General features: G+C 67.9%; 19 protein-coding genes. 11 read left to right on the forward strand and 8 right to left on the reverse strand.

Going from position 1 to position 23,697, the window contains the following annotated elements; all coding sequences use genetic code 11:
- Nucleotides 1-14: 14 nt before the first annotated feature.
- Nucleotides 15-1,346 (reverse strand): YihY family inner membrane protein, encoded by a 1,332-nt coding sequence (locus BX604_RS00185; protein WP_098549037.1) that lies wholly within the window; start codon nucleotides 1,344-1,346, stop codon nucleotides 15-17.
- Between the two features lie 144 nt (nucleotides 1,347-1,490).
- On the opposite strand from BX604_RS00185, the gene wrbA reads away from it, so the two are divergent.
- Genes wrbA through BX604_RS00205 form a run of 4 tightly spaced genes read left to right on the forward strand, consistent with a single transcriptional unit; the run spans nucleotide 1,491 to nucleotide 4,795 of the window.
- A complete protein-coding gene (gene wrbA / locus BX604_RS00190; RefSeq protein ID WP_098549038.1) occupies nucleotides 1,491-2,111 on the forward strand; it encodes an NAD(P)H:quinone oxidoreductase in 621 nt (206 codons plus the stop codon).
- Nucleotides 2,108-2,500: a DUF2069 domain-containing protein gene (locus tag BX604_RS00195; protein WP_098549039.1), complete on the forward strand. Its 393-nt coding sequence runs from the start codon at nucleotides 2,108-2,110 to the stop codon at nucleotides 2,498-2,500. The genes wrbA and BX604_RS00195 overlap by 4 nt, the downstream gene beginning before the upstream one ends.
- Nucleotides 2,501-2,520: 20 nt before the next feature.
- Nucleotides 2,521-3,942, forward strand: coding sequence for an FAD-binding oxidoreductase (locus BX604_RS00200; RefSeq protein WP_098549040.1), 1,422 nt, complete (start codon nucleotides 2,521-2,523; stop codon nucleotides 3,940-3,942).
- 25 nt (nucleotides 3,943-3,967) lie between these two features.
- Complete coding sequence (locus BX604_RS00205) at nucleotides 3,968-4,795, forward strand: metallophosphoesterase (RefSeq protein WP_098552651.1); 828 nt, start codon at nucleotides 3,968-3,970, stop codon at nucleotides 4,793-4,795.
- A gap of 59 nt (nucleotides 4,796-4,854) precedes the next feature.
- Here BX604_RS00205 and BX604_RS38855 read toward each other — a convergent pair whose 3' ends face one another.
- Nucleotides 4,855-5,013, reverse strand: coding sequence for a hypothetical protein (locus BX604_RS38855; RefSeq protein ID WP_175686629.1), 159 nt, complete (start codon nucleotides 5,011-5,013; stop codon nucleotides 4,855-4,857).
- A 120-nt stretch (nucleotides 5,014-5,133) separates the two neighbouring features.
- The gene (locus tag BX604_RS00210) at nucleotides 5,134-6,075 is read right to left on the reverse strand and encodes a LysR family transcriptional regulator (protein ID WP_098549041.1); all 942 of its coding nucleotides are present in this window, start codon (nucleotides 6,073-6,075) and stop codon (nucleotides 5,134-5,136) included.
- Between the two features lie 157 nt (nucleotides 6,076-6,232).
- On the opposite strand from BX604_RS00210, the gene BX604_RS00215 reads away from it, so the two are divergent.
- Genes BX604_RS00215 through BX604_RS00230 form a run of 4 tightly spaced genes read left to right on the forward strand, consistent with a single transcriptional unit; the run spans nucleotide 6,233 to nucleotide 11,118 of the window.
- On the forward strand, nucleotides 6,233-7,816 hold the full coding sequence (locus BX604_RS00215; protein ID WP_098549042.1) for an efflux transporter outer membrane subunit: 1,584 nt from the start codon (nucleotides 6,233-6,235) through the stop codon (nucleotides 7,814-7,816).
- A 15-nt stretch (nucleotides 7,817-7,831) separates the two neighbouring features.
- Nucleotides 7,832-10,030: an FUSC family protein gene (locus BX604_RS00220; protein WP_098549043.1), complete on the forward strand. Its 2,199-nt coding sequence runs from the start codon at nucleotides 7,832-7,834 to the stop codon at nucleotides 10,028-10,030.
- Nucleotides 10,027-10,230 (forward strand): DUF1656 domain-containing protein, encoded by a 204-nt coding sequence (locus BX604_RS00225; protein WP_011351756.1) that lies wholly within the window; start codon nucleotides 10,027-10,029, stop codon nucleotides 10,228-10,230. The genes BX604_RS00220 and BX604_RS00225 overlap by 4 nt, the downstream gene beginning before the upstream one ends.
- A 12-nt stretch (nucleotides 10,231-10,242) precedes the next feature.
- Nucleotides 10,243-11,118, forward strand: coding sequence for an efflux RND transporter periplasmic adaptor subunit (locus tag BX604_RS00230; protein ID WP_098549044.1), 876 nt, complete (start codon nucleotides 10,243-10,245; stop codon nucleotides 11,116-11,118).
- Between the two features lie 36 nt (nucleotides 11,119-11,154).
- Here BX604_RS00230 and BX604_RS00235 read toward each other — a convergent pair whose 3' ends face one another.
- Entirely contained in the window at nucleotides 11,155-12,183 is a 1,029-nt protein-coding gene (locus tag BX604_RS00235) for an EpsG family protein (protein WP_098549045.1), read from the reverse strand.
- Nucleotides 12,184-12,355: 172 nt separating this feature from the next.
- Nucleotides 12,356-14,029, reverse strand: coding sequence for a methyl-accepting chemotaxis protein (locus BX604_RS00240; protein ID WP_098549046.1), 1,674 nt, complete (start codon nucleotides 14,027-14,029; stop codon nucleotides 12,356-12,358).
- A gap of 433 nt (nucleotides 14,030-14,462) precedes the next feature.
- Here BX604_RS00240 and BX604_RS00245 point away from each other — a divergent pair, with 433 nt between their 5' ends.
- The gene (locus BX604_RS00245; protein ID WP_098549047.1) at nucleotides 14,463-15,704 is read left to right on the forward strand and encodes an MFS transporter; all 1,242 of its coding nucleotides are present in this window, start codon (nucleotides 14,463-14,465) and stop codon (nucleotides 15,702-15,704) included.
- Between the two features lie 66 nt (nucleotides 15,705-15,770).
- On the opposite strand, the gene BX604_RS00250 is transcribed toward BX604_RS00245, so the two are convergent.
- Both BX604_RS00250 and BX604_RS00255 read right to left on the reverse strand, forming a co-directional pair.
- On the reverse strand, nucleotides 15,771-16,568 hold the full coding sequence (locus tag BX604_RS00250) for a 5'-methylthioadenosine/adenosylhomocysteine nucleosidase (RefSeq protein ID WP_098549048.1): 798 nt from the start codon (nucleotides 16,566-16,568) through the stop codon (nucleotides 15,771-15,773).
- Nucleotides 16,565-18,931, reverse strand: a complete 2,367-nt coding sequence (locus BX604_RS00255; protein ID WP_098549049.1) for a UvrD-helicase domain-containing protein — start codon at nucleotides 18,929-18,931, stop codon at nucleotides 16,565-16,567. Before BX604_RS00255 ends, BX604_RS00250 begins: the two co-directional genes overlap by 4 nt.
- A 225-nt stretch (nucleotides 18,932-19,156) precedes the next feature.
- On the opposite strand from BX604_RS00255, the gene BX604_RS00260 reads away from it, so the two are divergent.
- Entirely contained in the window at nucleotides 19,157-22,024 is a 2,868-nt protein-coding gene (locus BX604_RS00260; RefSeq protein ID WP_098549050.1) for a valine--tRNA ligase, read from the forward strand.
- A gap of 87 nt (nucleotides 22,025-22,111) precedes the next feature.
- Nucleotides 22,112-22,996, forward strand: coding sequence for a UTP--glucose-1-phosphate uridylyltransferase GalU (gene galU, locus BX604_RS00265; RefSeq protein ID WP_098549051.1), 885 nt, complete (start codon nucleotides 22,112-22,114; stop codon nucleotides 22,994-22,996).
- A 62-nt stretch (nucleotides 22,997-23,058) separates the two neighbouring features.
- Here galU and BX604_RS00270 read toward each other — a convergent pair whose 3' ends face one another.
- Complete coding sequence (locus BX604_RS00270) at nucleotides 23,059-23,673, reverse strand: DUF4136 domain-containing protein (RefSeq protein WP_098549052.1); 615 nt, start codon at nucleotides 23,671-23,673, stop codon at nucleotides 23,059-23,061.
- Nucleotides 23,674-23,697 lie beyond the last annotated feature (24 nt).

Below are 23,697 nucleotides of genomic sequence, written 5' to 3' on the forward strand. Positions count from 1 at the left end.
CGCCCGGCACCGCATCACGCCGTTTTCGGCGGCCGTGCGTGCGGGTCGGGCGCAGCGTCGGCCGCCTGCCCCGACGCGGCCGCCTCCGGCGGCACCCCTGCCAGCCGGTGCGCGGCGATCAGCGACGCCAGCGACACGTCGAACCGGTCGTTCGACAGCACCTCGAGCAGCGCCGCGCCTTCGACGTGGCTGCGGCGCCGCTGCAGCTGGTAGGTCAGCTCGGTACGGTCGATCACCAGCACGTCGAACAATTGCGCCAGGGTCAGGTGCTCCGGGTTCGCCAGCAGGATGTAGCGCGACGCAAGCTCGCCGCCGTCCAGCCGCGCGATCCATTCCCGCTCCTCCATCGTCAGCAACAGCCGCTGCGCAGTTTCCATGTCGCAGCGCAGCATGGTCGCGAGCCGCACCGCCGTATAGCCGGCCTTGCCGACCGCGCGCGCCTCGGCCAGCCGCGCGAGCAATTCAAGCGCGTCGAGCAGGTCGCTGCCCGGATAGTGGATGCGATGGAACTGGCCGACCCGGATCGCGGGCAGCGCGGACGAGACCATCGCGCCGAGCAGCGCGATGAACCAGCTCAGGTATACCCACAGCAGAAACACCGGCAGCGCCGCGAACGCGCCGTAGACGGCCGTGTAGGTCGGAATGCGCCGCACGTAATAGCCGAAACCGCGCTTCGCGAGCTCGAACGCGATGGCCGCGAACAGCCCGCCGATCACCGCGTCGCGCCATGCGACCGTGCAGTTCGGCAGGTACACGTACAGCAGCGTGAACGCGAGCACGGTCAGCGGCAGCGATGCGAGCGTGAGCAGCCACTCGATCAGCGTCGTCGACGATGCGGCGCCGGTGAACGCCAGCGACTGCGTAAACAGGTACGACGAGATCGACAGGCTCACGCCGAACAGCAGCGGGCCGAGCGTGATCAGCGCCCAGTACGCGAGCACGCGCTGCGCGAACGGTCGCGGCTTGCGCACGCGCCAGATCAGGTTGAACGCGGATTCGATCGTCATCATCGTCATCACCGACGTGACGACGAGCACGATCAGGCCGGCCGTGGTCAGCCCCTTGGCCTTCGACGCGAACTGGTTCAGGTACTTGAAAATCTGGACGTTGAACTGCGCGGGCATCAGGTGGTCCGCGAGGAACCCCTGCAGCGAGATCTGGAACGACGCGAACATCGGGAATGCGGTGAACAACGCAAACGCGACCGTCACGAGCGGCACGAGGGCCAGCATCGTCGTGAACGTGAGGCTGCCCGCTACTTGCGGGATGCGATCCTCGGCACTGCGCCGGGCCGCGAACTGCGCGAGGCGCTTGAGGGTGTCGAGATCGACGCTCAACTTCGGCAAACGGCTTCTCCTTCTTGATCCAGCGCGCCCCACGGCGCGCCGCCGCCGCGCTGCGCGACGGCTTCAGCCCCTATAATAGCCGCTCGATCCAGCAGGGGCCGACTGCACCGGGCATGCGCGCGGCCGCACGCGGCCCCGTCGCCCATGAAAGACATCCTCGTCCTCTATTACAGCCGTCACGGCGCCACGCGCGATCTCGCGCTCGCGATCGCGAACGGCATCGACAGCGTGCCGGGCATGCAGGCGCGCATCCGCACCGTGCCGCCCGTGTCGGCAGTCTGCGAAGCCACCGCCCCCGACATCCCGGCCGACGGCCCGCCGTATGCGGAGCTGCGCGATCTCGAAGAATGCGCGGGCCTCGCGCTCGGCTCGCCGACCCGCTTCGGCAACATGGCCGCCTCGCTCAAGTATTTCCTCGACGGCACGACGCCGCAATGGCTATCGGGCGCGCTGACCGGCAAGCCGGCCAGCGTGTTCACATCGACCGGCAGCCTGCATGGCGGCCAGGAATCGACGCTGCTGTCGATGATGCTGCCGCTGCTGCATCACGGCATGATGATCGTCGGGATCCCGTACACGGAATCGGCGCTCAGTACGACGCGCACCGGCGGCACGCCTTACGGTGCGTCGCACGTGTCGCAGCACGATCGCAGCGCGCCCGAAGGGCTGTCCGCGGACGAAAAGGCGCTCGCGGCCGCGCTCGGCGTGCGGCTCGCACGCGCGGCGGCCGCCCTCGCCGCGGCCCAGGCCGCCGAAGCCGCATGAACGCGCCCACCCGCCCCGCCGTCGCCGCCCGGCCGCGCTACGCGCTGGCCGCCGCTGCGTGCCTGGTCGCACTGATCGCACTGTCGCTCGCGTGGGAGCTGTGGCTCGCGCCGCTGCGCCCGGGCGGCTCGGCGCTGATGCTGAAGGCCGTGCCGCTCGCGCTCGCGCTGCCCGGCGTGTGGCGGCGTAACATCTATACGATGCAGTGGGCGAGCATGCTGATCCTCGTCTATTTCGCCGAAGGCATCGTGCGCGGCATGTCCGACCGCGGGCTGTCCGCGACGCTCGGCTGGTGCGAGACCGCGCTCGCCGTCGGCTTCTTCGTGGCGGCGCTCGCCTACGTCGCGCCGTTCAAGCGCGCGGCAAAGAAGCAGCGCGCTGCGTCCTGACCCTTACGCGACCGACCGTGATGAACTCTCCAGAAGCTTTCGTTTCCGCCTGCCGCGACGCAATCGGCACCGCATACGTACTGACCGGTCCGCACGACACCGAACCGTTCCTGACCGACTGGCGCCGCCGCTACAAGGGCGCCGCATGCGCGGTGCTGAAGCCGGCCGATACGGCCGAAGTCGCCGCGCTCGTGAAACTCGCGAACACGCATGGCGTCGCGCTCGTGCCGCAAGGCGGCAACACGGGCCTCGCCGGCGGCGCGACGCCCGACGCGAGCGGCAGCCAGGCCGTGCTGAACCTGTCGCGGCTGAACCGCGTGCGCGCGCTCGATCCGCACAACAACACGATCACCGTCGAAGCTGGCGTGATCCTCGCCGACGTGCAGGCGCGCGCCCGCGAAGGCGGCCGGCTGTTCGCACTGAGCCTCGCGGCCGAAGGCAGCTGCACGATCGGCGGCAACCTGTCGACCAACGCGGGTGGCACGGCGGTGCTGCGCTACGGCAATGCGCGCGAGCTGTGCCTCGGGCTCGAGGTCGTGACGCCGCAGGGCGAAATCTGGGACGGGCTGCGCGGACTGCGCAAGGACAACACGGGCTACGACCTGCGCGACCTGTTCATCGGCGCGGAAGGCACGCTCGGGATCATCACGGCCGCCGTGATGAAGCTGCATCCGCTGCCGGCCGCGCAGGTCACGGCGCTGGCCGCGCTCGAGTCGCCGCACGCGGCGCTCGATTTCCTGTCGCTCGCGCAACGCGCGGCCGGGCCGCTGCTGACGGGCTTCGAGCTGATGTCGGATTTCTGCATGCAGCTCGTCGGCAAGCACTATCCGCAACTGCGCTACCCGTTCGACCGCACGCATGCGCAGACGGTGCTGCTCGAACTGTCGGACAACGAAAGCGAAACGCATGCGCGCGCGCTGTTCGAGAAGCTGATGGAAGAAGCGTTCGAGGCGGGACTGGTCGTCGACGCGGTGGTCGCGGAAAACCTCGCGCAGTCGCGCGCGTTCTGGGATCTGCGCGAGCACATCCCGCTCGCGCAGGCCGACGAAGGGCTCAACATCAAGCACGACATCGCGGTACCGATCTCGTCGATCGCACGCTTCATCGACGAAACCGACGCGGCGATCCAGCAGGCCGCGCCGGGCGCGCGGATGGTCACGTTCGGCCACCTCGGCGACGGCAACCTGCACTACAACGTACAGACGCCCGAGGGCGGCGACCCGAAGGCATTCCTCGCCGAATACCAGGCGCCGATCAACCGCGTCGTGTACGACAACGTGCACCGTCACCACGGCACGATCAGCGCGGAGCACGGGATCGGCCAGTTGAAGATCGACGATGCGCAGCGCTACAAGTCGCCGGTCGAAACGACGCTCATGCGCACGCTGAAGACCGCGCTCGACCCGCGCGGGCTGATGAATCCCGGCAAGGTCCTGCGCTGAAGCCATTCACCCCGGAGCGATGCCCGTGAAAGTCCGCGTCCTGTCCGACCTGCATCTCGAAAGCAACCAGCCCGACACGATCGCGCATGCCGACGCGGATCTCGTCGTGCTGGCCGGCGACATCCACAATCATGCGGAAGGCCTGCGCTGGGCCGCCGAGACGTTCGACCCCGCCGTGCCGGTGGTGTACGTGCCGGGCAACCACGAGTACTACGACGGGGAATTCGGCGCGCTGGAAACGGCGATGCGCGACGTGGCGCACACGATCGACAACGTGCATTACCTGAACAACGGCGTGTACGTCGATCCGCACGCGCGCTTTCGCGTGCTCGGCACGACGCTGTGGACCGATTTCTCGTTGTTCGGCGCCGACGCCGCGAGCGTCGCGCGATCCATCGAGGCCGGCGAGCGCGTGATGCTCGATTTCAAGGGATTGATCCAGGTGGCCTGGTCGCACGACGCGGCGCTGCATGCTGAGAGCGAACCCGAGCGGGATTTCACGCCGGCCGACGCGATCGCGCTGCACCGGCAAAGCCGCGCGTGGCTGGAAGCGCGGCTCGCGACGCCGTTCGCGGGCAGGACGATCGTCGTCACCCATCACGCGCCGCATCTGCGCTCGCTGGCGGAGCGCTATGCGGAAGATCTTGCGTCGGCGGGATTCGTCACGGACATGGCGGAACTGGTGCGGCCGCCCGTGGACCTGTGGATCCACGGCCACACGCATACTTCATTCGATTACGTGACCGACAGCGGCACGCACGTGGTGTGCAACCCGCGCGGCTACATCCACCGGCGCACCGGCGAACTGGAAAATCCCGCGTTCGCGTGGGACAAAGTGGTCGAGCTCGGCTGAGGGCCGGCCCGCGCGGCCGCGCGATGCGGCCCCGCTCCTGCCTGAAAACCCGGACCGGATCAGCGATCGGTGCGGCGCGGTGCGTCCGACGACGCGCGCACCCGCACCGGCACCGGCTTCATCCGTGCCTTCATCGCGCGCAGCAGATCGCGCGTCGCCGCGGCGGCGGCCGCCGCACCAAGCAGAACTCCAAGGCCGATCATCAGTTGCGTATCCATTGCGACTCCGGGGTAGGACATATCTCGATATGTTGAAACAGTATCAAACTGTCAGCGACCCGTTGGTAAAAAAATGTTGCGTGAACGACAAATCTCGTCAGATTGCGCGCGAGCGCGCTGTCATGTCGCAGCCGTGAACTGCGCGAGCGCGGCTTCGTCGGCTTCCAGCGTCGCCGGCAATTCGTCGCGCAGGAAATCGACCCAGGTGCGAATTTTTGCGTCGAGATACTGGCGCGACGGGTACAGCGCGTAGATGTTCATCACGTGCGACCGGTATTGCGGCATCACGCGCACGATCTGCCCGCTGCGCAGCCCGCCGATCGCCGAATAGAGCGGCAGCCCGCCGATCCCCATCCCTTCGCGTACGGCCACCGCGAGCGCCTCGGCGACGTTGACGCGGAACGGCGGTGCCGTGATCGGAATCACCTCGTCGCCGCGCGGCCCGGACAGCGACCACTCGTCGAAGTGAAAGCCCGGCGCGACCATCCCGAGACAGACGTGCTGCTCGAGATCGGCCGGCGTGTGCGGCGCGCCGTGGTCGTCGACGTAGCCGGGCGATGCGCACACGACGCTGTAGCTCTCGCCGAGCCGCTGCGACACGAGCCCCGAATCGGGCAGGTCGCGGCCGACGACGATCGCGACGTCGTAACCCTCGTCGAGGAGATCCGGCATCCGCTGCGCGAGCGTCAGTTCGACATGCACCTCGGGGTAGCGCTGCCGGTAGCGCGCGATGGCCGGCACCAGATAGTGCTGCCCCAGGCTCGTGAAGCAGTGGACCTTCAGCTTGCCCGACGGGCGCGCGTGCGCGTCGCCCGCTTCGGCTTCGGCCTGGTCGACGTACGCAAGGATCTGCTCGCAGCGCTGCAGATAGCGCTCGCCCGCCTCGGTCAGTGCGATCCGGCGTGTCGTCCGGTTGAGCAGGCGCGTGCGCAGGTGCGCTTCGAGGTCCGACACGGCCCGCGACGCGTAGGCGGTGGTCGAATTCATCTGCTGGGCCGCCGCGGTAAAGCTTCCCGCGTCGACCACGCGGACGAATACCCGCATGTTTTGTAACGTATCCATCCCATTACCCGTTTGAATCCGGACGGATTGTTGCACACAGGCCGACCAATATTATCTCAGGATTCGTAAAAATGACTTGCACCGTTGTCCATTTATTCAGGAATCACTGAAAAATATAATCGCATCCGACTCATCTATATCCGAAAGGGAGAAAATCGTGCAGTTTCCGGCAACAAAAGGGACGCTGGCACTGGCGGTTCTTGCAGTCTCATTAACAATGGCCGGATGCGCGAGCATGGGCGACAACAAACCGCAGTCCACGCGCGTCGAAGCGAACGCGCTCGACGCCGGCGCTGCGATCCGTGCCGCCAACCGCGATGCAGGCTGGCCCGCGTCGGACTGGTGGCGCGCGTACAACGATCCGCAGCTCGACGCGTGGATCGCCGCCGCACAGGCCGGCAACCCGACACTCGCGGCCGCCGAGGCCCGCGTGCGCGAAGCGCAGGCGATGGCACGCGTGGCACGGTCGGCCGAACTGCCGCAAATCAACGGCAACCTGTCGCTGATGCGCCAGCACTGGCCGGACAACGTCTACTACGGCCCCGGCCCGCTCGCCGACACCGATACCTGGAACAACACCGGCTCGCTCGGCCTGTCGTACCACCTCGACCTGTGGGGCAAGGACAAGAACGCGACCGAGCGCGCGCTCGACACCGCGCACGCGAGCGCCGCCGACGCACGGGCCGCGAAGCTCGAGCTCGACGTCAACGTCGTGCGGGCGTATGTCGGCATGTCGATGAACTACGCGCTGCTCGACCTCGCCCACGAAACGTTCGAACGCCAGCACGCGCTGGCCGATCTCGCGCACAAGCGCCTGCAGGCCGGCCTCGGCACGCAGCTCGAAGTCAGCCAGGCGGAATCGACGCTGCCCGACTATGAGCGCCAGATCGACAGCTATGAAGAAGCGATCCAGCTCGCACGCCACCAGCTCGCCGCCCTCGCGGGCAAGGGCCCGGGCGCGGGCGACGCGATCAAGCGGCCGAGCCTGTCGCTCGACGCGCCGGCAGGCCTGCCGTCCGCGATGCCGGCCGACCTGCTCGGCCGCCGCCCCGACGTGGTCGCGGCCCGCTGGACGGTCGACGCGCAGGCCCGCGGCATCGACGTCGCGAAGGCCGCGTTCTACCCGAACATCGACCTGCTCGCGACGGTCGGCGGCTTCGGCGTGACCGCGCCGTTCACCGACTTCCTGCGCGCGATGAACGGCGGCTGGACGGCCGGCCCGGCGCTGACGCTGCCGATCTTCGACGGCGGCCGCCTGCGCGCGCAACTCGGCGCGGCCGACGCCGACTACGACCAGGCGGTCGAGCGCTACAACCAGACGGTCGTCGGCGCGCTCAAGGACATTGCCGACCAGGTCGTGCGGATCCGTTCGCTCGATACGCAGAAGAAGGACGCCGCCCGCTCGGTGGCCGCCAACGATCGCAGCTACCAGCTGTCGCGCGAAGGCTTCCGCCGTGGCCTGACCGATTACGTGAACGTGCTGATCGCGCAGCAGCAACTGCTGCGCGCGCAGGAGACGGCCGCCCGCATCGACGCGGAACGCCTCGCCGCGCACGCTCAGTTGATGGCCGCGCTCGGCGGCGGTGTCGAACCGGGTACGGACGTGCCGGGCGGCCGTCCGCCTCGCGACGAATCCGCCGCAGCGCCGGCCGCAGCGTCGGGCGCCAAGCCCGTCGCGGCCGCCACCCAGCCCGCGCAGGTCGCGACGGCCGGTGCGGCCGGCACGCCGGCCGCACGGTAACGCGGAGCGACCGCCATGTCAGCCTCCTCTCCTACTTCCCCGCACGCCGGCGGCCTCGCGGCCTGGTACGCCGCGTTCGACGACTGGGCCCGCACCGACGGTGCCGCGTGGCTCTATCTGTTCAAGGCGCTGCTCGCCGCGTTCATCTCGATCGGCGTGTCGATGCGGCTCGACCTGCCGGCGCCGAAGACGGCGATGACCACGGTATTCATCGTGATGCAGCCGCAAAGCGGCGCGGTGCTCGCGAAAAGCTTCTACCGGGTCGCCGGCACGATCTTCGGGCTCATCGCGACCCTGACGTTCGTCGGCCTGTTTCCGCAGCAGCCGCAGCTGTTCCTGCTCGCGGTCGCGCTGTGGGTCGCCCTGTGCACGGCCGGCGCCGCGCGCAACCGCAACTTCCGCAGCTACGGCTTCCTGCTCGCGGGCTACACGACCGCGCTGATCGGCCTGCCGGCGTCGCAGCATCCGGACGGCGCATTCATGAGCGCGATGACGCGGGTCGCCGAAATCATGGTCGGGATCGTGTCGGCGGGCGTGGTCAGCGCACTGGTGTTCCCGCAGTACACCGGCGAGCAGATGCGCACGACGGTACGCAAGCGCTTCGGCAGCTTCGTCGACTACGTTGCGGCGGCGCTGTCGGGCAAGCTCGACCGCGCGCACATCGAAAGCATCCACACGCGCTTCGTCGCGGACGTGGTCGGCTTCGAAGCGGCGCGCAGCATGGCCGTGTTCGAAGATCCGGACACGCGCATGCGCAGCGGCCGCCTCGCGCGGCTGAACAGCGAATTCATGAGCGTATCGAGCCGCTTCCATGCGCTGCACCAGTTGATGAACCGGTTGCGCGCAGTCGGCGCCCAGGCCGCGATCGACGCGATCGAGCCGTACTTCCGCGAGATCGCGCCGCTGCTCACGCGCCACGGCGAACCCGTGCGTACGTCGGCCGACGCGACGCTCGCAGCCGAGCAGCTGCTCGCGTGGCGCGACGCGCTGCCGCGCCGCATCCGTGCGACGCGCGCAACACTCGAAACGCAGCCGGATTTCCCGCTGCTCGATTTCGACACGGCCGCGGAGCTGCTGTACCGCTTCATTACCGACCTGCACGAATACGCGGCGACCTACGCATCGCTGTCGACCGCGACGCACGAGCGCGAACGCTGGATCGAGCGCTACGAGCCGCGCACCAACGTGACGGCGATGGTGATCGCGGCGATTCGCACCGCGACCGTGATCCTCGTGCTCGGCTGGTTCTGGATCGAAACCGCGTGGCCGAGCGGCGTGACGCTGACGCTGACGGCGGCGGCCACCTGCGCGCTCGCGTCGTCGACGCCGCGCCCGACCGCGATGTCCGCGCAAATGGGCATGGGCACGGCGCTGGCGGTCTGCACGGGCTTTTTGCTGACGTTCGGCATCTACCCGCACATCGACGGGTTCCCGCTGCTGTGCGTCGCGCTGGCCCCGCTGCTCGCGATCGGCATCTTCATGACGCTGAAGCCGAAGCTCGCGGGCTACGGGATGGGCTACCTGATCTTCTTCTGTTTCCTCGCCGGCCCGGACAGCATCACGCACTACGATCCGACGAGCTTCATGAACGATGCGCTCGCGCTGGTGCTGTCGATGCTGGTGTCGGCGATCGCGTTCGCGGTGCTGTTCCCGCCGACCGCGCCGTGGCTGAAGAAGCGCCTGTTCGCCGACCTGCGTCACCAGGTGGTCGCGGCCTGCCACGTGCGGCTGGCCGGTTTGCGTACGCGCTTCGAGAGCGGCGCGCGCGACCTGATGTATCAGGCGCACACGCTGTCGGCCGACCAGCCCGACGTGCAGCGCGACGCGCTGCGCTGGATGTTCGCGGTGCTCGAAACCGGCAACGCCGCACTCGACCTGCGCCACGAACTGGCGACGCTGCCGTCCGACCCGCGCTATGCGCCGGCGACGCCGTGGCGACGCGCGATCGAGACGCTGCTAACCGCGCTGTCCGCGCTGTTCAGCAAGCCGAACGCCGAGCGTTTCGACGCGACGCTCGCGGCCGTCAATGCCGCGATCGATGCGACCCGGCAGACGCTCGACGCGTTCACGCCGGCGCGCGAGGAGCGCCACCGGCTGCAGCGCATCCTGAGCAATCTGCATTTCGTGCGCACGGCGCTGCTCGATCCGGAATCGCCGCTCGAGCCGCTTAACCGCAACCGCCCCGTGCGTCCCCAACCAGGAGCCTCGTCATGATGCCGCGTGAAATCGCCATTCTCGATGCCTACATGCCCACGGTGGTGCTGATGTTCGTCCTGGGCGCGCTCGCGACCTGGGCCGTCGACCGCCTGCTCGCCTATACGGGCCTCTATCGTCTCGTCTGGCACCCGTCGCTGTTTCGCGCGTGCCTTCTCGTCTGCATTTGCGGCGGACTGAGTCTTGCCGTTTACCGTTGATTCCGAACCATCATGATTCTCAGAAAACTCTTCGGCTTCGTCGCGACCGCCGTCATCCTTCTCGTCGCGATCCTGATCGGGCACTCGCTGTGGGTGCACTACATGGACGATCCGTGGACGCGCGACGGGCGCGTCCGTGCCGACATCGTCAACGTCGCGCCGGACGTGTCGGGGGCGATCGTCGATCTGCCCGTGCATGACAACCAGCTCGTGAAAAAGGGCGACCTGATCATGCAGATCGACCCGTCGCACTACCAGATCGCGGTCGAGCAGGCGCAGGCAGCGGTGGCCGCCCGCCGCGCGGAACTGCAGATGCGCCGCGACGACGCGGCCCGCCGTGCGGACCTCGATGCGCTCGTCGTGTCGAAGGAAAACCGCGAGAACGCCGCGCACAGCGCATCGAGCGCGGATGCGCAGTACCAGCAGGCGATCGCCGCGCTCGACGCCGCGAAACTCAATCTCGAACGCACGCGCGTGATCGCGCCGGTCGACGGCTACATCACGAACCTGCAGACGTTCAAGGGCAACTACGCGGTGGCCGGCCAGGCGAAGCTCGCGATCGTCGACAGCCATTCGTTCTGGGTCTACGGCTACTTCGAGGAAACCAAGCTGCCGCGCGTGAAGGTCGGCGCGCCGGCCGAAATGCGGCTGATGAGCGGCGGCGTGATGAAGGGCCACGTCGAGAGCATCTCGCGTGGCATCTACGACCGCGACAACCCGCAAAGCCGCGACCTCGTCGCCGACGTGAACCCGACCTTCAACTGGGTGCGCCTCGCGCAGCGCGTGCCGGTGCGCATCAAGATCGACGAAGTGCCGGCCGACGTGGTGCTGTCGGCGGGGACGACCTGCACTGTCATCATCGATCCGGACAAGCAGAAGAAGTCGTAATGGCGTTGCGGCCGGGCGGCGCCCCGCCCGGCCGCGTCATTCCCAGAAGAACCGGTAAGGCAGGAACGGCGACGGGCCGAGCCCGGCTTCGCCGAGCATGTTGCGCAAGCGCATCGCGAAGCCGATTGCGCCGATCACGACCAGCGACACGATCACGTGCCGGCGCCGCACGCCCGGCACGCGCAGCAGCGGCACGAACTGGCAGCTCATCGCGAACAGCACGAGCCACTGGAAACGCAGCCCCGCGTAGCTGATGCGCGCGAGCGCGAAGCTCGCGATCTCGCAGGCAAACAGGAACACGAGCGTGCGCGGCATCCGCGCGAGCAGCATCCAGCCGGCCGCGAGCGTCAGCAATGCCAGCACGAGCGGTGCGCTGCCCGACATCTGCGCGGGTGGCGTGAACGCCGCGTAGAGACCGACCTTCGCGAGCAGCGCGTCGTGATGCATCGCGAACAACACGCCGCCGATCGCAACGGCAAGCCCCGCATAGCGCAGCAGGCGCAGCCGGCCGATCTGCAGCAGCACGACGAGCAGCGCCGCCGACACATGCATGCCGGCCGCCGCCACCGCGAACCCGACCGATTCGCCGCGCCGCCTGCGCGACCACGCGTCCGACGCGAGCTTCGCCGCGCAGAACGCCAACCCGTAGCGCAGGCCGCTCATCGCCATGTCGTAGAAGAACAGCGGAAAGATCAGCGTGGCGAATACGCACGCGTCCTCGGTGCTGCGGCCGAACGCGGCGACGCACGCGATCACGATCAGCAGCGACAGGATCGCCGTCGCGATGCGCGGATCGTGACCGAGCCATTCGAGTGCGCGCACGAGCCAGACGAAGCCCGGTTCGAGCGTGCGCGGCACGATCTTCAGATTGCCGCTCCAGATACCGGCGATGATGTCCTGGTAGATCGCGGTATCGGTCCCGGTGCGGCCGCGCAGCACGGCAAACGTGGCAGCCGGTGCAATTCCGGCCGCGAGCCAGCGCCACGCGGCGACGCGCGCACGCAGGCCGATCGCGGCGGACGCGAGCATGCCCAGATACCCGATCAAGTAAATCGTCGTTGTCATTGTTATCACCTGCTCGGCGCACCGGTACACGCGCGCGGCAGGTTCTGGCCCCTAATTATGTGGGCGCATTGTAAGGGATTGTGCGTGAACCGGCAGCCGGGTTTATCACCAATCGACGACCACCCGACGGCCTGCGCGGGTCGCAGCCGGCCCGGCCGCGACGGGGTGAAGCTCAGCCCGCGACGTGAAAGCGCCCGACCAGCGACTTGAGCGCCTGCGCCTGCTCGTCGAGCGCGGTCGCGGCGGCCGCCGCCTGTTCGACGAGTGCGGCGTTCTGCTGCGTGCCGGCGTCCATCTGCGTGACCGCGCGGCCGATCTCTTCGATCCCGGCGCGCTGCTCGTCCGACGCCGCGGAAATCTCCCCGATGATGTCGGTCACGCGCTTGACGGCGCGCACCACGTCGCCCATCGTGCGGCCCGCATCGTGCGCGAGCGTCGCACCGTTCGCCACGCGCTCGACCGACGCGCCGATCAGCGAGCGTATCTCCTTCGCCGCGGTCGCCGCGCGCTGCGCGAGCAGCCGGACCTCGCCCGCGACCACCGAAAAGCCGCGCCCCTGTTCGCCCGCACGTGCTGCCTCGACCGCTGCGTTCAGCGCGAGAATGTTGGTCTGGAACGCGATCCCTTCGATCGTGCCGATGATGTCGCGGATGTTCTTCGCGCTGTCGTCGATCTCGCTCATCGTCGCAACCACGCGCCCGACGACCGCGCCGCCCGCCTCCGCGACGGCCGACGCATTGGCCGCGAGCGCACTCGCCTGCCGCGCGTTCTCGGCGTTCTGACGTACGGTCGACGTGAGTTCCTCCATGCTGGCCGCGGTGCGCTCGAGCGCGACGGCCTGCTGCTCGGTACGCTGCGACAGGTCGAGATTGCCGGTCGAAATCTCGCCGGACGCAGCCGCGATCGCCTCGGCGCTGACAGCGATCTCGCGCACGGTCGCGGCCAGCCCGGTCTGCATGTCGGCCAGCGCGCGCACCATGCTGCCGCGGTCATGCCGGCCGAGCGCGATCGACTGCGTGAGGTCGCCGCGCGCGATGTCGGCGGCAATCGCCTTCGCGTACGCGGGCTCGCCGCCGAGCTGCGACGCGAGGCGGCGCACGACCCGTTCGGCGATCACGATCGCGAGCACGATCAGGCCAGCCGTCATCGCCGCGATCATCGCGAACGACGACGAGAAGATCGTCGCGGACGCATCGAGCGTCGCCTTCGACTTCGCGCCGCGCGTCTTCACGAGCCCGGCGGCGAGCTTTTCGAGCTTGCCGGTTTCGACCAGCAGCGACACGTCCTGCGTGCCGACCTGCCAGTTCATCTGCGACAGGTCGAGCGGCTGCGCCTGCACGAGCGTGACGAAATCGCGCAGATGGCCGCTCCACGTGCCGACCGCCGTCGAGAATGCGCGCAAGCGCGCGGAATCGCCCGCGTCGGCGGGATCCGCATACCGCTGCAGCGTGCCGAGCGCCTTGCCGATCGACGTCAGCCCCGCGCCGACTTCGGTGCCCAGTTCGTCGCGCTCGCGCGCGGTCGTCGCGGTCAACAGCATCTTCTGCGCGCGGCTCGCGCGCAGCACCTCGGCGCGCACCTCCTCCGCCGCACGGCTCGCGACATGGCCCTGCTCGTAGACCGACGCGATCGACGCGTTCAGCCGGCTGATCTGCCACAGCGAAAACACGCCGATCGCGAGCGTGCCGGCCAGCAGGATCGCGAACGCGGCGCGCAACGTCGCCTTGACGGTCCACGGTCGGCGTTCGCGCCGTGCCGCACGCGCACGGCGTGCGGCGGGCTTCGCGGTGGCGTCGGCTGCGACGCCGGCCGCACCCGGCTGTGGATGCATTGATGCTGCTTTCATCGATATGTCCCCGTATTGATCACACCGCCGGAAAGGTCGGTTCCGGCGGCCGGCGCTCCGGCCTTCCCGCGATGGCCCGTCGTGCCGCGTGTCCTGCGCCGGTCCGGCTCGTGGCCGGTCCCCGCGCGGCGCGCCTGTGTTGTCGTTGTGTCGTTCTACGGCCGTCATCGGGGTTCCTTGAGTCCGGACAAACACCCATCCGCCGGTGGCGCCGCCCCGCCGCCGGCAGGACGCGCCGCCAGCGTGAGACCCGGACACAAAAAGCGAACGATGGCCGATCCGCGATACGCCTGCCGCAGGCAATGTCCGAATCGCGATAAAAGTTGGCCTGACATTCTCGATGCGCCACATTACACTTCTTTGACGCAACAACGATTCAAACGCGCCGATCCCCATCAGAGCGCGTCCCGCCACCTCAACTCGCCCAACTCACATGGAAACCAGCCTCGAAACGGGTTCCGCCGGCACCGCCGCCGCGCCCCAGCCGTCTGCTCCACCCGTCGCCCGCACCGTCTACCCGGTGCTCGGCGCGATCAGCTTCTCGCACATGCTCAACGACATGATCCAGTCGTTGATCCTCGCGATCTATCCGATGCTCAAGAGCCAGTTCGCGCTGTCGTTCGCGCAGATCGGCCTGATCACGCTGACCTACCAGATCACCGCATCGCTGCTGCAGCCGCTCATCGGCCTCTATACCGACAAGCGTCCGAAGCCGTATTCGCTGCCGGTCGGGATGGGCTTCACGCTCGCCGGGCTGCTGCTGATGTCGGTCGCGCAGAACTTCCCGACGCTGCTGGTGGCGGCAGCGCTCGTCGGCTGCGGCTCGTCGGTGTTCCATCCGGAGTCGTCGCGGGTCGCACGGATGGCGTCGGGCGGCCAGCACGGGCTCGCGCAGTCGCTGTTCCAGGTCGGCGGCAACGCCGGCTCCGCGCTCGGGCCGCTGCTCGCCGCGCTGGTGATCATTCCGCACGGCCAGCACAGCATCGCGTGGTTCTCGGCGGCCGCGCTGGTCGCGATGGTCGTGCTCACGCAGATCGGCCACTGGTACAAGAAGCATCCGTCGATGAAGAAGAAAGCCGCGTCGGCGGGCCATCCGACGCTGTCGCAGGGCCGCGTGCTCGCCGCGATCGCCGTGCTGGTGCTGCTGGTGTTCTCGAAGTACTTCTACCTCGCGAGCATCAACAGCTATTTCACGTTCTACCTGATCGACAAGTTCCACCTGTCGGTGCAGGCCGCGCAGATCCACCTGTTCGTGTTCCTCGCGGCCGTGGCGGCCGGCACGCTGATCGGCGGCCCGGTCGGCGACCGGATCGGCCGCAAGTACGTGATCTGGGTGTCGATCCTCGGCGTCGCGCCGTTCACGATGTTGCTGCCGTACGCGAACCTGTTCTGGACCAGCGTGCTGAGCGTGATCATCGGCGTCGTGCTGGCGTCGGCGTTCGCCGCGATCCTCGTCTATGCGACGGAGCTGATGCCCGGCAAGGTCGGGATGGTCGCGGGCCTGTTCTTCGGCTTCGCGTTCGGGCTGGGCGGCGTCGGTGCGGCCGTGCTCGGCCAGCTCGCGGACGCGACGAGCATCACGTTCGTCTACAAGGTGTGCTCGTTCCTGCCTCTGATCGGCGTGCTGACGGTGCTCCTGCCGAACCTCGAAAGCAGCCGGCGCAAGAAGGCATGACGACGCGGCCGCGGCGTGCGCGCCGCGGCCGGTCGATCGGCTCGAAGGGAAAGGACGACGGCGGCTTCAGGCCGCCGTCGTCGCGTGCAGCGTCAGGAAACGCTTGAGGATGCCGGACGAATAGCTGCTCGCGATCGCCGACAGGAAGTGCGAGAACGACTGCGTCGCGTGATCGTCGGCCGTATCGGAAATCGTCCGCACCAGCGCGAACGGCACGTCATGCTCGGTGCACACCTGCGCGATCGCCGCGCCCTCCATCTCGACCGCGAGCGCATCCGGCAGCGCGTCGCGCAGCGTGACGACTTCTTGCTCGCTCGACACGAAGCGGTCGCCGCTGATGATCAGCCCGCCGTGCAGCGTCGCGCCGGCCAGATCGAACCGCTCGGCGAACTGCGCGCCCTCTTCCGCGACGAACAGCGTGCACGCGGCCTTCAGGCGGGCCGTGAGTGCCGCGTCGGTCGCGAACCGCGTGATGCCGAGCAGCGGCACTTCGTAGCGCGGAAACAGCGGCGACGCGTCGAGATCGTGCTGCAGCAGCGTATCGGCCACGACGACGTCGCCGACGCGCACCGCGCGCGACACGCCGCCGGCAACGCCGGTGAACACGACGCCCGACACGCCGAATACGTGGATCAGCGCGCTGACCGTCGCGGCGGCCGCGACCTTGCCGACCCGTGCGAGCGTGACGACGCAGGCCGCGCCATGCACGGTGCCGACGTGGTAATCGCGGCGACCGAGCGTGACCGTCCGCATCGCGCCCTCGGCGCGCATCGCGGCGATCAGGTCGCCGAGTTCCTCGGGCAGCGCGGCGAGAACACCGAGCGGGCGCGTCGAAACCGTTTCAACCATGTCGATGCCCATCATTCCACCGCCTGCAGTTTCGCGACGGCCAGCGCGAGCCACTTCTCGCCGTGCCGCTTGAACTTCACCTGCGCCTTCGCATCGGTACCGTTGCCTTCGAGCGCCGTGACGGTGCCTTCGCCGAACTTGGTATGGAATACCGCCTGGCCGACCCGGAAACCTGTGTCGGCCGCACGCTGCTTGTTCGCGAACGCCGGCAGCGGCGCGGACACCGCCGCGTCGACGATCTGCTCGCGATTGCCACCGCCGCCCGGCCGCGAGAACCAGTCGCGCCCCCAGCCGGCGTTGTCCGAGCGCCCGCCCCAGCGCGAGCCGGCCTCGACCTTCGGCGTGAGCCACTTCAGCACGTGCTCGGGCAATTCGTCGAAGAAGCGCGAGCGCACGTTGTAGCGCGTCTGGCCGTGCAGCATCCGGCTCTGCGCGAACGACAGGTAGAGCCGCTCCTTCGCGCGCGTGATCGCGACGTACATCAGCCGGCGCTCTTCCTCGAGGCCGTCCGATTCGAGCACGCTGTTCTCGTGCGGGAACAGCCCCTCCTCGAGGCCGGTGATGAACACGGCCGAGAATTCGAGCCCCTTCGCCGCGTGCACCGTCATCAGCTGCACGGCGTCCTGGCCGGCCTGCGCCTGGTTGTCGCCGGCTTCCAGCGATGCGTGCGACAGGAAACCCGCGAGCGGCGTCATCGTGTCGGGGTTCTGCGCGGGGTCGCCGAGCGGTGCCGCATCGAGCACCTCGACCGCCGGATCGTTCGTGCCGGCGCCGAGCTCCGGCGCCGCGGTCGCGCCCGCACGCAGCGGAATCGAACGGGCCGGCGCGTCGAGCCCGTAGCCCGCCTCGCCGACGAACGCGGTGGCCGCGTTCACGAGTTCCTGCAAGTTCTCAAGGCGGTCCTGGCCTTCGCGCTCGCCCTGGTAGAAATCGGAGAGACCGCTCGCGCGCACCACGTACTCGACCGTCTCGGGCAGGCTCATCTGCTGCGTCTCGGCGCGCATCTTCGCGATCAGCGTCGCGAACGCGCCGAGGCTCGTGCCGGCCTTGCCGGTCACGTACGGAATCGCGGCGGCCATCGCACAGTCGTACAGCCGCGCGGCGTCCGCGAGCTGCTCGATCGAGCGCGCGCCGATGCCGCGCGTCGGGAAGTTCACGACGCGCACGAACGCGGTGTCGTCGTTCGGGTTGTCGATCAGGCGCAGATAGGCCAGCGCATGCTTCACTTCCTGGCGCTCGAAGAAGCGCAGGCCGCCGTACACGCGGTACGGAATGCCCGACGTCATCAGCGTGTGCTCGATCGCGCGCGACTGCGCGTTGCTGCGATACAGGACGGCGACTTCGCTGCGCGACATCCCGGTGTTGATCAGCGAGCGGATCTCCTCGACGATCCAGCCGGCTTCCTGCGCATCGGTGCTCGCCTCGTACACGCGCACGGGTTCGCCGTGGCCGGCGTCGGTGCGCAGGTTCTTGCCGAGGCGGTGCGCGTTGTTCGAGATCAGCTGGTTCGCCGCGTCGAGGATGTTGCCGTGCGACCGGTAGTTCTGCTCGAGCTTGATCAGGTTGCGCACGCGGAATTCGTCTTCGAAGTCGCGCATGTTACCGACGTTCGCACCGCGAAACGCGTAGATCGACTGGTCGTCGTCGCCGACCGCGAAGATCGCGTTCTGGCCGCCCGCGAGCATCTTGAGCCACGCGTACTGCAGCTTGTTGGTGTCCTGGAACTCGTCGACGAGGATGTGCTTGAAGCGCGCCTGGTAGTGCGCGCGCAGCGGCGCGTTGTACGCGAGCAGCTCGTAGCAGCGCAGCAGCAGCTCGGGGAAGTCGACGACGCCCTCGCGCTGGCACTGCTGGTCGTACGCCTGGTACAGCTCGACGAACTTGCGGTTGAAGTTGTCGGACGCGTCGACCTTGTCGGGACGCAGCCCCTGCTCCTTCGCGTTGTTGATGAAGTACTGGACGTTCTTCGGCGGGTACTTCTCGTCGTCGACGTTCGCCGCCTTCATCAGCCGCTTGATCGCGGACAACTGATCGGCCGTGTCGAGGATCTGGAAAGTTTGCGGCAGGCCGGCGTCGCGGTAGTGCGCGCGCAGCATCCGGTTGCACAGCCCGTGGAACGTGCCGATCCACATCCCGCGCGTGTCGATCGGCATCATCGCCGACAGGCGCGCCATCATCTCGCGCGCGGCCTTGTTCGTGAAGGTGACGGCGAGCACGGTGGGCGGCGACGCATAGCCCTGCTGGATCAGCCACGCGATCCGCGTGATCAGCACGCGGGTCTTGCCACTGCCCGCCCCCGCAAGGATCAGCGCCGGTTCGTTCGGCAACGTGACGGCGGCGTATTGTTCAGGGTTCAGATTGGCGAGCAGATCGGGCATGGAGCGGCAGCGGACGGGCGAGAAAAATGCGGACCCGCCATTATAAGTCGACCGCGCGATACCGTTTCCGATCCGTTCGGCCCTGCGCCGCAACCGTGCCGCCATCGCGCGCGAACCACGTTGCGACAGGCCCGCATGGGCCGGGCGATGGCTGGTCGATGTGCATCCATTTATAATTGTCAGATTCGGCATCCAATTCACGCATTTTTCGGCAGATTTCCAACCATGAGCGACAGCACGCTTGCGAAGAGTTTCGAACCCCACACCATCGAGTCCCAATGGGGGCCGGAGTGGGAAAAACGCGGCTATGCCGCCCCGGCATTCGACCCGGCGCGCCCCGATTTCGCGATCCAGCTGCCGCCGCCGAACGTCACCGGCACGCTGCACATGGGCCACGCGTTCAACCAGACGATCATGGACGGCCTCGCCCGCTACCACCGGATGCTCGGCGAGAACACGCTGTGGGTGCCCGGCACCGACCACGCGGGGATCGCGACGCAGATCGTCGTCGAGCGCCAGCTCGATGCGCAGGGCGTGTCGCGCCACGACCTCGGCCGCGAGAAGTTCGTCGAGCGCGTGTGGGAGTGGAAGCAGAAGTCCGGCTCGACGATCACCGGCCAGGTGCGCCGTCTCGGCGCGTCGACCGACTGGTCGCGCGAATATTTCACGATGGACGACAAGATGTCGGCCGCCGTGCGCGACGTGTTCGTCACGCTCCATGAACAGGGGCTGATCTACCGCGGCAAGCGCCTCGTGAACTGGGATCCGGTGCTGCTCACCGCGGTGTCGGACCTCGAAGTGGTGAGCGAAGAGGAAAACGGCCACCTGTGGCACATCCGCTACCCGCTCGTCGACGGTTCGGGCTCGCTGACGGTCGCGACCACCCGCCCGGAGACGATGCTCGGCGACGTCGCGCTGATGGTCCACCCGGAAGACGAGCGCTACGCGCACCTGATCGGCAAGCTCGTCACGCTGCCGCTGACGGGCCGCGAGATCCCGGTGATCGCCGACGACTACGTCGACCGCGAGTTCGGCACGGGCGTCGTGAAGGTCACGCCCGCGCACGACTTCAACGACTACCAGGTCGGCCTGCGCCACAAGCTCGCGCCGATCGAGATCCTGACGCTCGACGCGAAGATCAACGACAACGGCCCGGAGCAGTATCGCGGCCTCGACCGCTTCGACGCGCGCCGTGCGATCGTCGCCGACCTCGACGCGGAGGGCTTCCTCGACTCCGTGAAGCCGCACAAGCTGATGGTGCCGCGCGGCGACCGTACGGGCGTCGTGATCGAGCCGCTCCTGACCGACCAGTGGTTCGTCGCGATGACGAAGCCGGCACCGGAAGGCACGTTCCATCCGGGCAAGTCGATCACCGAGGTATCGCTCGACGTCGTGCGTGACGGCCAGATCAAGTTCGTTCCGGAAAACTGGACGACCACCTACTACCAGTGGCTCGAGAACATCCAGGACTGGTGCATCTCGCGCCAGCTGTGGTGGGGTCACCAGATTCCCGCGTGGTACGGCGAGAACGGCGAGGTGTTCGTCGCGCGCAGCGAAGAAGACGCCCGCGCGAAGGCCCACGCGCAAGGCTACACGGGTGCGCTCAAGCGCGACGAAGACGTGCTCGACACGTGGTTCTCGTCGGCGCTCGTGCCGTTCTCGTCGCTCGGCTGGCCGAACGAAACGCCCGAACTGAAGCACTTCCTGCCGTCGTCGGTGCTCGTCACCGGCTTCGACATCATCTTCTTCTGGGTCGCCCGGATGGTGATGATGACGACGCACTTCACGGGCAAGGTGCCGTTCCACACCGTGTACATGCACGGCCTCGTGCGCGACGCCGAAGGCCAGAAGATGTCGAAGAGCAAGGGCAACACGCTCGATCCGATCGACATCGTCGACGGCGTCGACCTCGAGACGCTGGTCGCGAAGCGCACCACCGGCCTGATGAACCCGAAGCAGGCCGCCACCATCGAGAAGAAGACGCGCAAGGAATTCCCGGACGGCATTCCCGCGTTCGGCGCCGATGCGCTGCGCTTCACGATGGCGTCGATGGCGACGCTCGGCCGTAACGTGAACTTCGACCTCGCGCGCTGCGAAGGCTATCGCAACTTCTGCAACAAGCTGTGGAACGCGACGCGCTTCGTGCTGATGAACTGCGAAGGCCACGACTGCGGCAGCGACAAGCCGGAAGTGTGCGGCGCGGGCGACTGCGGCCCGGGCGGCTACCTCGACTTCTCGGCGGCCGACCGCTGGATCGTGTCGCTGCTGCAACGTACGGAAGCCGACATCGCGAAGGGCTTCGCCGATTACCGCTTCGACAACATCGCGACCAGCATCTACAAGTTCGTGTGGGACGAGTACTGCGACTGGTACCTCGAACTCGCGAAGGTGCAGATCCAGAACGGCACGCCGGAACAGCAGCGCGCAACGCGCCGCACGCTGCTGCGCGTGCTGGAAACGGTGCTGCGCCTCGCGCATCCGATCATCCCGTTCATCACCGAAGCGCTCTGGCAGAAGGTCGCGCCGCTCGCCGGCCGTTATCCGCAAGGCAACGCGGAAGGCGAAGCGTCGCTGATGACGCAGGCGTATCCGCTCGCGAACCTGCAGAAGATCGACGAGGCGTCCGAACAGTGGGCGGCCGACCTGAAGGCGATCGTCGACGCATGCCGCAACCTGCGTGGCGAGATGAACCTGTCGCCGGCGACCAAGGTGCCGCTGCTCGCGGCCGGCGATGCCGAGCGCCTGCGCTCGTTCGCGCCGTACGTTCAGGCCCTCGCCCGCCTGTCGGAAGTGCAGATCCTCGCGGACGAAGCGACGCTCGACAAGGAAGCGCATGGCGCGCCGATCGCGATCGTCGGCCCGAACAAGCTGGTGCTGAAGGTCGAAATCGACGTCGCGGCCGAACGCGAGCGCCTGTCGAAGGAAATCGCGCGCCTGACGGGCGAGATCACGAAGTGCAATGCGAAGCTCGGCAACGAGGCGTTCGTCGCGAAAGCGCCGCCGGCCGTGGTCGAACAGGAGCAAAAGCGCGTCGCCGACTTCCAGAGCACGCTGGACAAGCTGCGCGCGCAGCTCGATCGGTTGCCTGCGTAACAAACGGTAAGGTCGTTTGCGTTCACTATAATGGGGACGTGAACATGGACTGTCTGACAAGCCGATTACAGGAATAAAGGTTCGATCATGTTGAAAGTCACCAAGGCGGTATTCCCCGTTGCCGGCCTCGGCACGCGGTTTCTGCCGGCAACGAAGGCGAGCCCGAAGGAAATGCTGCCGGTCGTCGATAAGCCGCTGATCCAGTACGCGGTCGAGGAAGCGATCGCCGCGGGCATCACCGAAATGATCTTCGTGACCGGGCGCAGCAAGCGCGCGATCGAGGATCACTTCGACAAGTCGTACGAGGTCGAGGCCGAACTCGAGGCGCGCGGCAAGGAGAAGCTGCTCGAGCTCGTGCGCAGCATCAAGCCGAGCCACGTCGACTGCTTCTACGTGCGTCAGCCCGAAGCGCTGGGCCTCGGCCATGCCGTGCTGTGCGCGGAAAAGCTGGTGGCCGACAACCCGTTCGCGGTGATCCTCGCCGACGACCTGCTCGACGGCAATCCGCCCGTGATGAAGCAGATGGTCGACGTGTTCGACCACTATCACAGCTCGGTGATCGGCGTGGAAGAGATCCCGCCGTCGGAAACGAAGTCGTACGGGATCGTCGACGGCAAGGAGTGGGAAGAGTCGATCGTCAAGATGTCGGCGATCATCGAGAAGCCCGCACCGGAAGTCGCGCCGTCGAACCTCGGCGTGGTCGGCCGTTACGTGCTCAAGCCGCGGATCTTCGAACACCTGCGCGCGCTGAAGCCGGGCGCAGGCGGCGAGCTGCAGCTCACCGATGCGATCCAGGCGCTGCTCGCCGACGAGCAGGTGCTGGCCTACAAGTATCAGGGCACGCGCTACGACTGCGGCAGCAAGCTGGGCTATCTGAAGGCGACGGTCGAATTCGCACTGCGCCACCCGGAAGTCGGCGCCGAGTTCGACGCATACCTGCGCACGCGCGGCAACGGCCAACCGGCCGCCTGAACGCGCACGGGCCGGCCTCGCCTCGCGGCGGGCCTGCTCGCTTTCCTGTTACGGCCGCCGCGTCAGTGCGCGGCGGCCGGCTTCACCGAGACGACGCCCGGCATTGCGCCCGCGTCGTCTTTTTTCGTCTTGACCAGCCAGCCACCGCCCGGCTCGAACGGCACCTTCGCGAGCGCGCTCTTCACGAGCGTCGGCGCGGCCTCCTGGGTGCCCGCATCGCGGTCGCGCAGCGACGCCGACACGCGGTAGACGTCGGCCCCCGACTTCGCATCGACGAAGCGCAGCGTCAGCACGTGGCGATACACCTTGCCCGCGAACGGCAGCGCGAACGGCGCCGGCCCGTCGACGCTCACGCACGCACTGCTCGCGGCGCCGCAGCGCTCGGCGGTCGCCGCGACCGACGCCGGTTGCGTGGCGTAGGCGATCGACAGCCGGTAGCGCGCGTCGTTCGTCGACTGCGCGTCGAAGCCGCGGCGCGCGAGTTCATCGCGCACGAGCGTCTCGATCCGCCCGTATTCGGGATCGCCGGCCTGAGCGGCCGTGCGGACGAAATCGTAACCGTGCGCACCGGATGCGAACGCATTCGGCTGCCCGAGCGCGCTCACGCCGGTCGTGACGCCAGCGCACCCCGTCAACAGCGACGCCGCCAGCGCGGTCGCTGCCCATTGCTTTCTCATGACTTTCCCCAAATGCTGCCGTCG

It is taken from the genome of Burkholderia sp. JKS000303, from assembly GCF_002563755.1.
In the GTDB taxonomy this organism is placed as follows: domain Bacteria; phylum Pseudomonadota; class Gammaproteobacteria; order Burkholderiales; family Burkholderiaceae; genus Burkholderia; species Burkholderia anthina_B.

Bases quoted from the DNA above. Each gene is read 5' to 3' on its own strand.
- BX604_RS38855 (WP_175686629.1), bottom strand. From the start codon at position 5,013: ATGGATACGCAACTGATGATCGGCCTTGGAGTTCTGCTTGGTGCGGCG.
- galU (WP_098549051.1), top strand. From the start codon at position 22,112: ATGTTGAAAGTCACCAAGGCGGTATTCCCCGTTGCCGGCCTCGGCACG.
- BX604_RS00250 (WP_098549048.1), bottom strand. From the start codon at position 16,568: ATGATGGGCATCGACATGGTTGAAACGGTTTCGACGCGCCCGCTCGGT.
- BX604_RS00225 (WP_011351756.1), top strand. From the start codon at position 10,027: ATGATGCCGCGTGAAATCGCCATTCTCGATGCCTACATGCCCACGGTG.
- BX604_RS00220 (WP_098549043.1), top strand. From the start codon at position 7,832: ATGTCAGCCTCCTCTCCTACTTCCCCGCACGCCGGCGGCCTCGCGGCC.
- BX604_RS00240 (WP_098549046.1), bottom strand. From the start codon at position 14,029: ATGAAAGCAGCATCAATGCATCCACAGCCGGGTGCGGCCGGCGTCGCA.
- BX604_RS00235 (WP_098549045.1), bottom strand. From the start codon at position 12,183: ATGACAACGACGATTTACTTGATCGGGTATCTGGGCATGCTCGCGTCC.
- BX604_RS00230 (WP_098549044.1), top strand. From the start codon at position 10,243: ATGATTCTCAGAAAACTCTTCGGCTTCGTCGCGACCGCCGTCATCCTT.
- wrbA (WP_098549038.1), top strand. From the start codon at position 1,491: ATGAAAGACATCCTCGTCCTCTATTACAGCCGTCACGGCGCCACGCGC.
- BX604_RS00200 (WP_098549040.1), top strand. From the start codon at position 2,521: ATGAACTCTCCAGAAGCTTTCGTTTCCGCCTGCCGCGACGCAATCGGC.
- BX604_RS00255 (WP_098549049.1), bottom strand. From the start codon at position 18,931: ATGCCCGATCTGCTCGCCAATCTGAACCCTGAACAATACGCCGCCGTC.
- BX604_RS00210 (WP_098549041.1), bottom strand. From the start codon at position 6,075: ATGGATACGTTACAAAACATGCGGGTATTCGTCCGCGTGGTCGACGCG.
- BX604_RS00270 (WP_098549052.1), bottom strand. From the start codon at position 23,673: ATGAGAAAGCAATGGGCAGCGACCGCGCTGGCGGCGTCGCTGTTGACG.
- BX604_RS00245 (WP_098549047.1), top strand. From the start codon at position 14,463: ATGGAAACCAGCCTCGAAACGGGTTCCGCCGGCACCGCCGCCGCGCCC.
- BX604_RS00260 (WP_098549050.1), top strand. From the start codon at position 19,157: ATGAGCGACAGCACGCTTGCGAAGAGTTTCGAACCCCACACCATCGAG.
- BX604_RS00195 (WP_098549039.1), top strand. From the start codon at position 2,108: ATGAACGCGCCCACCCGCCCCGCCGTCGCCGCCCGGCCGCGCTACGCG.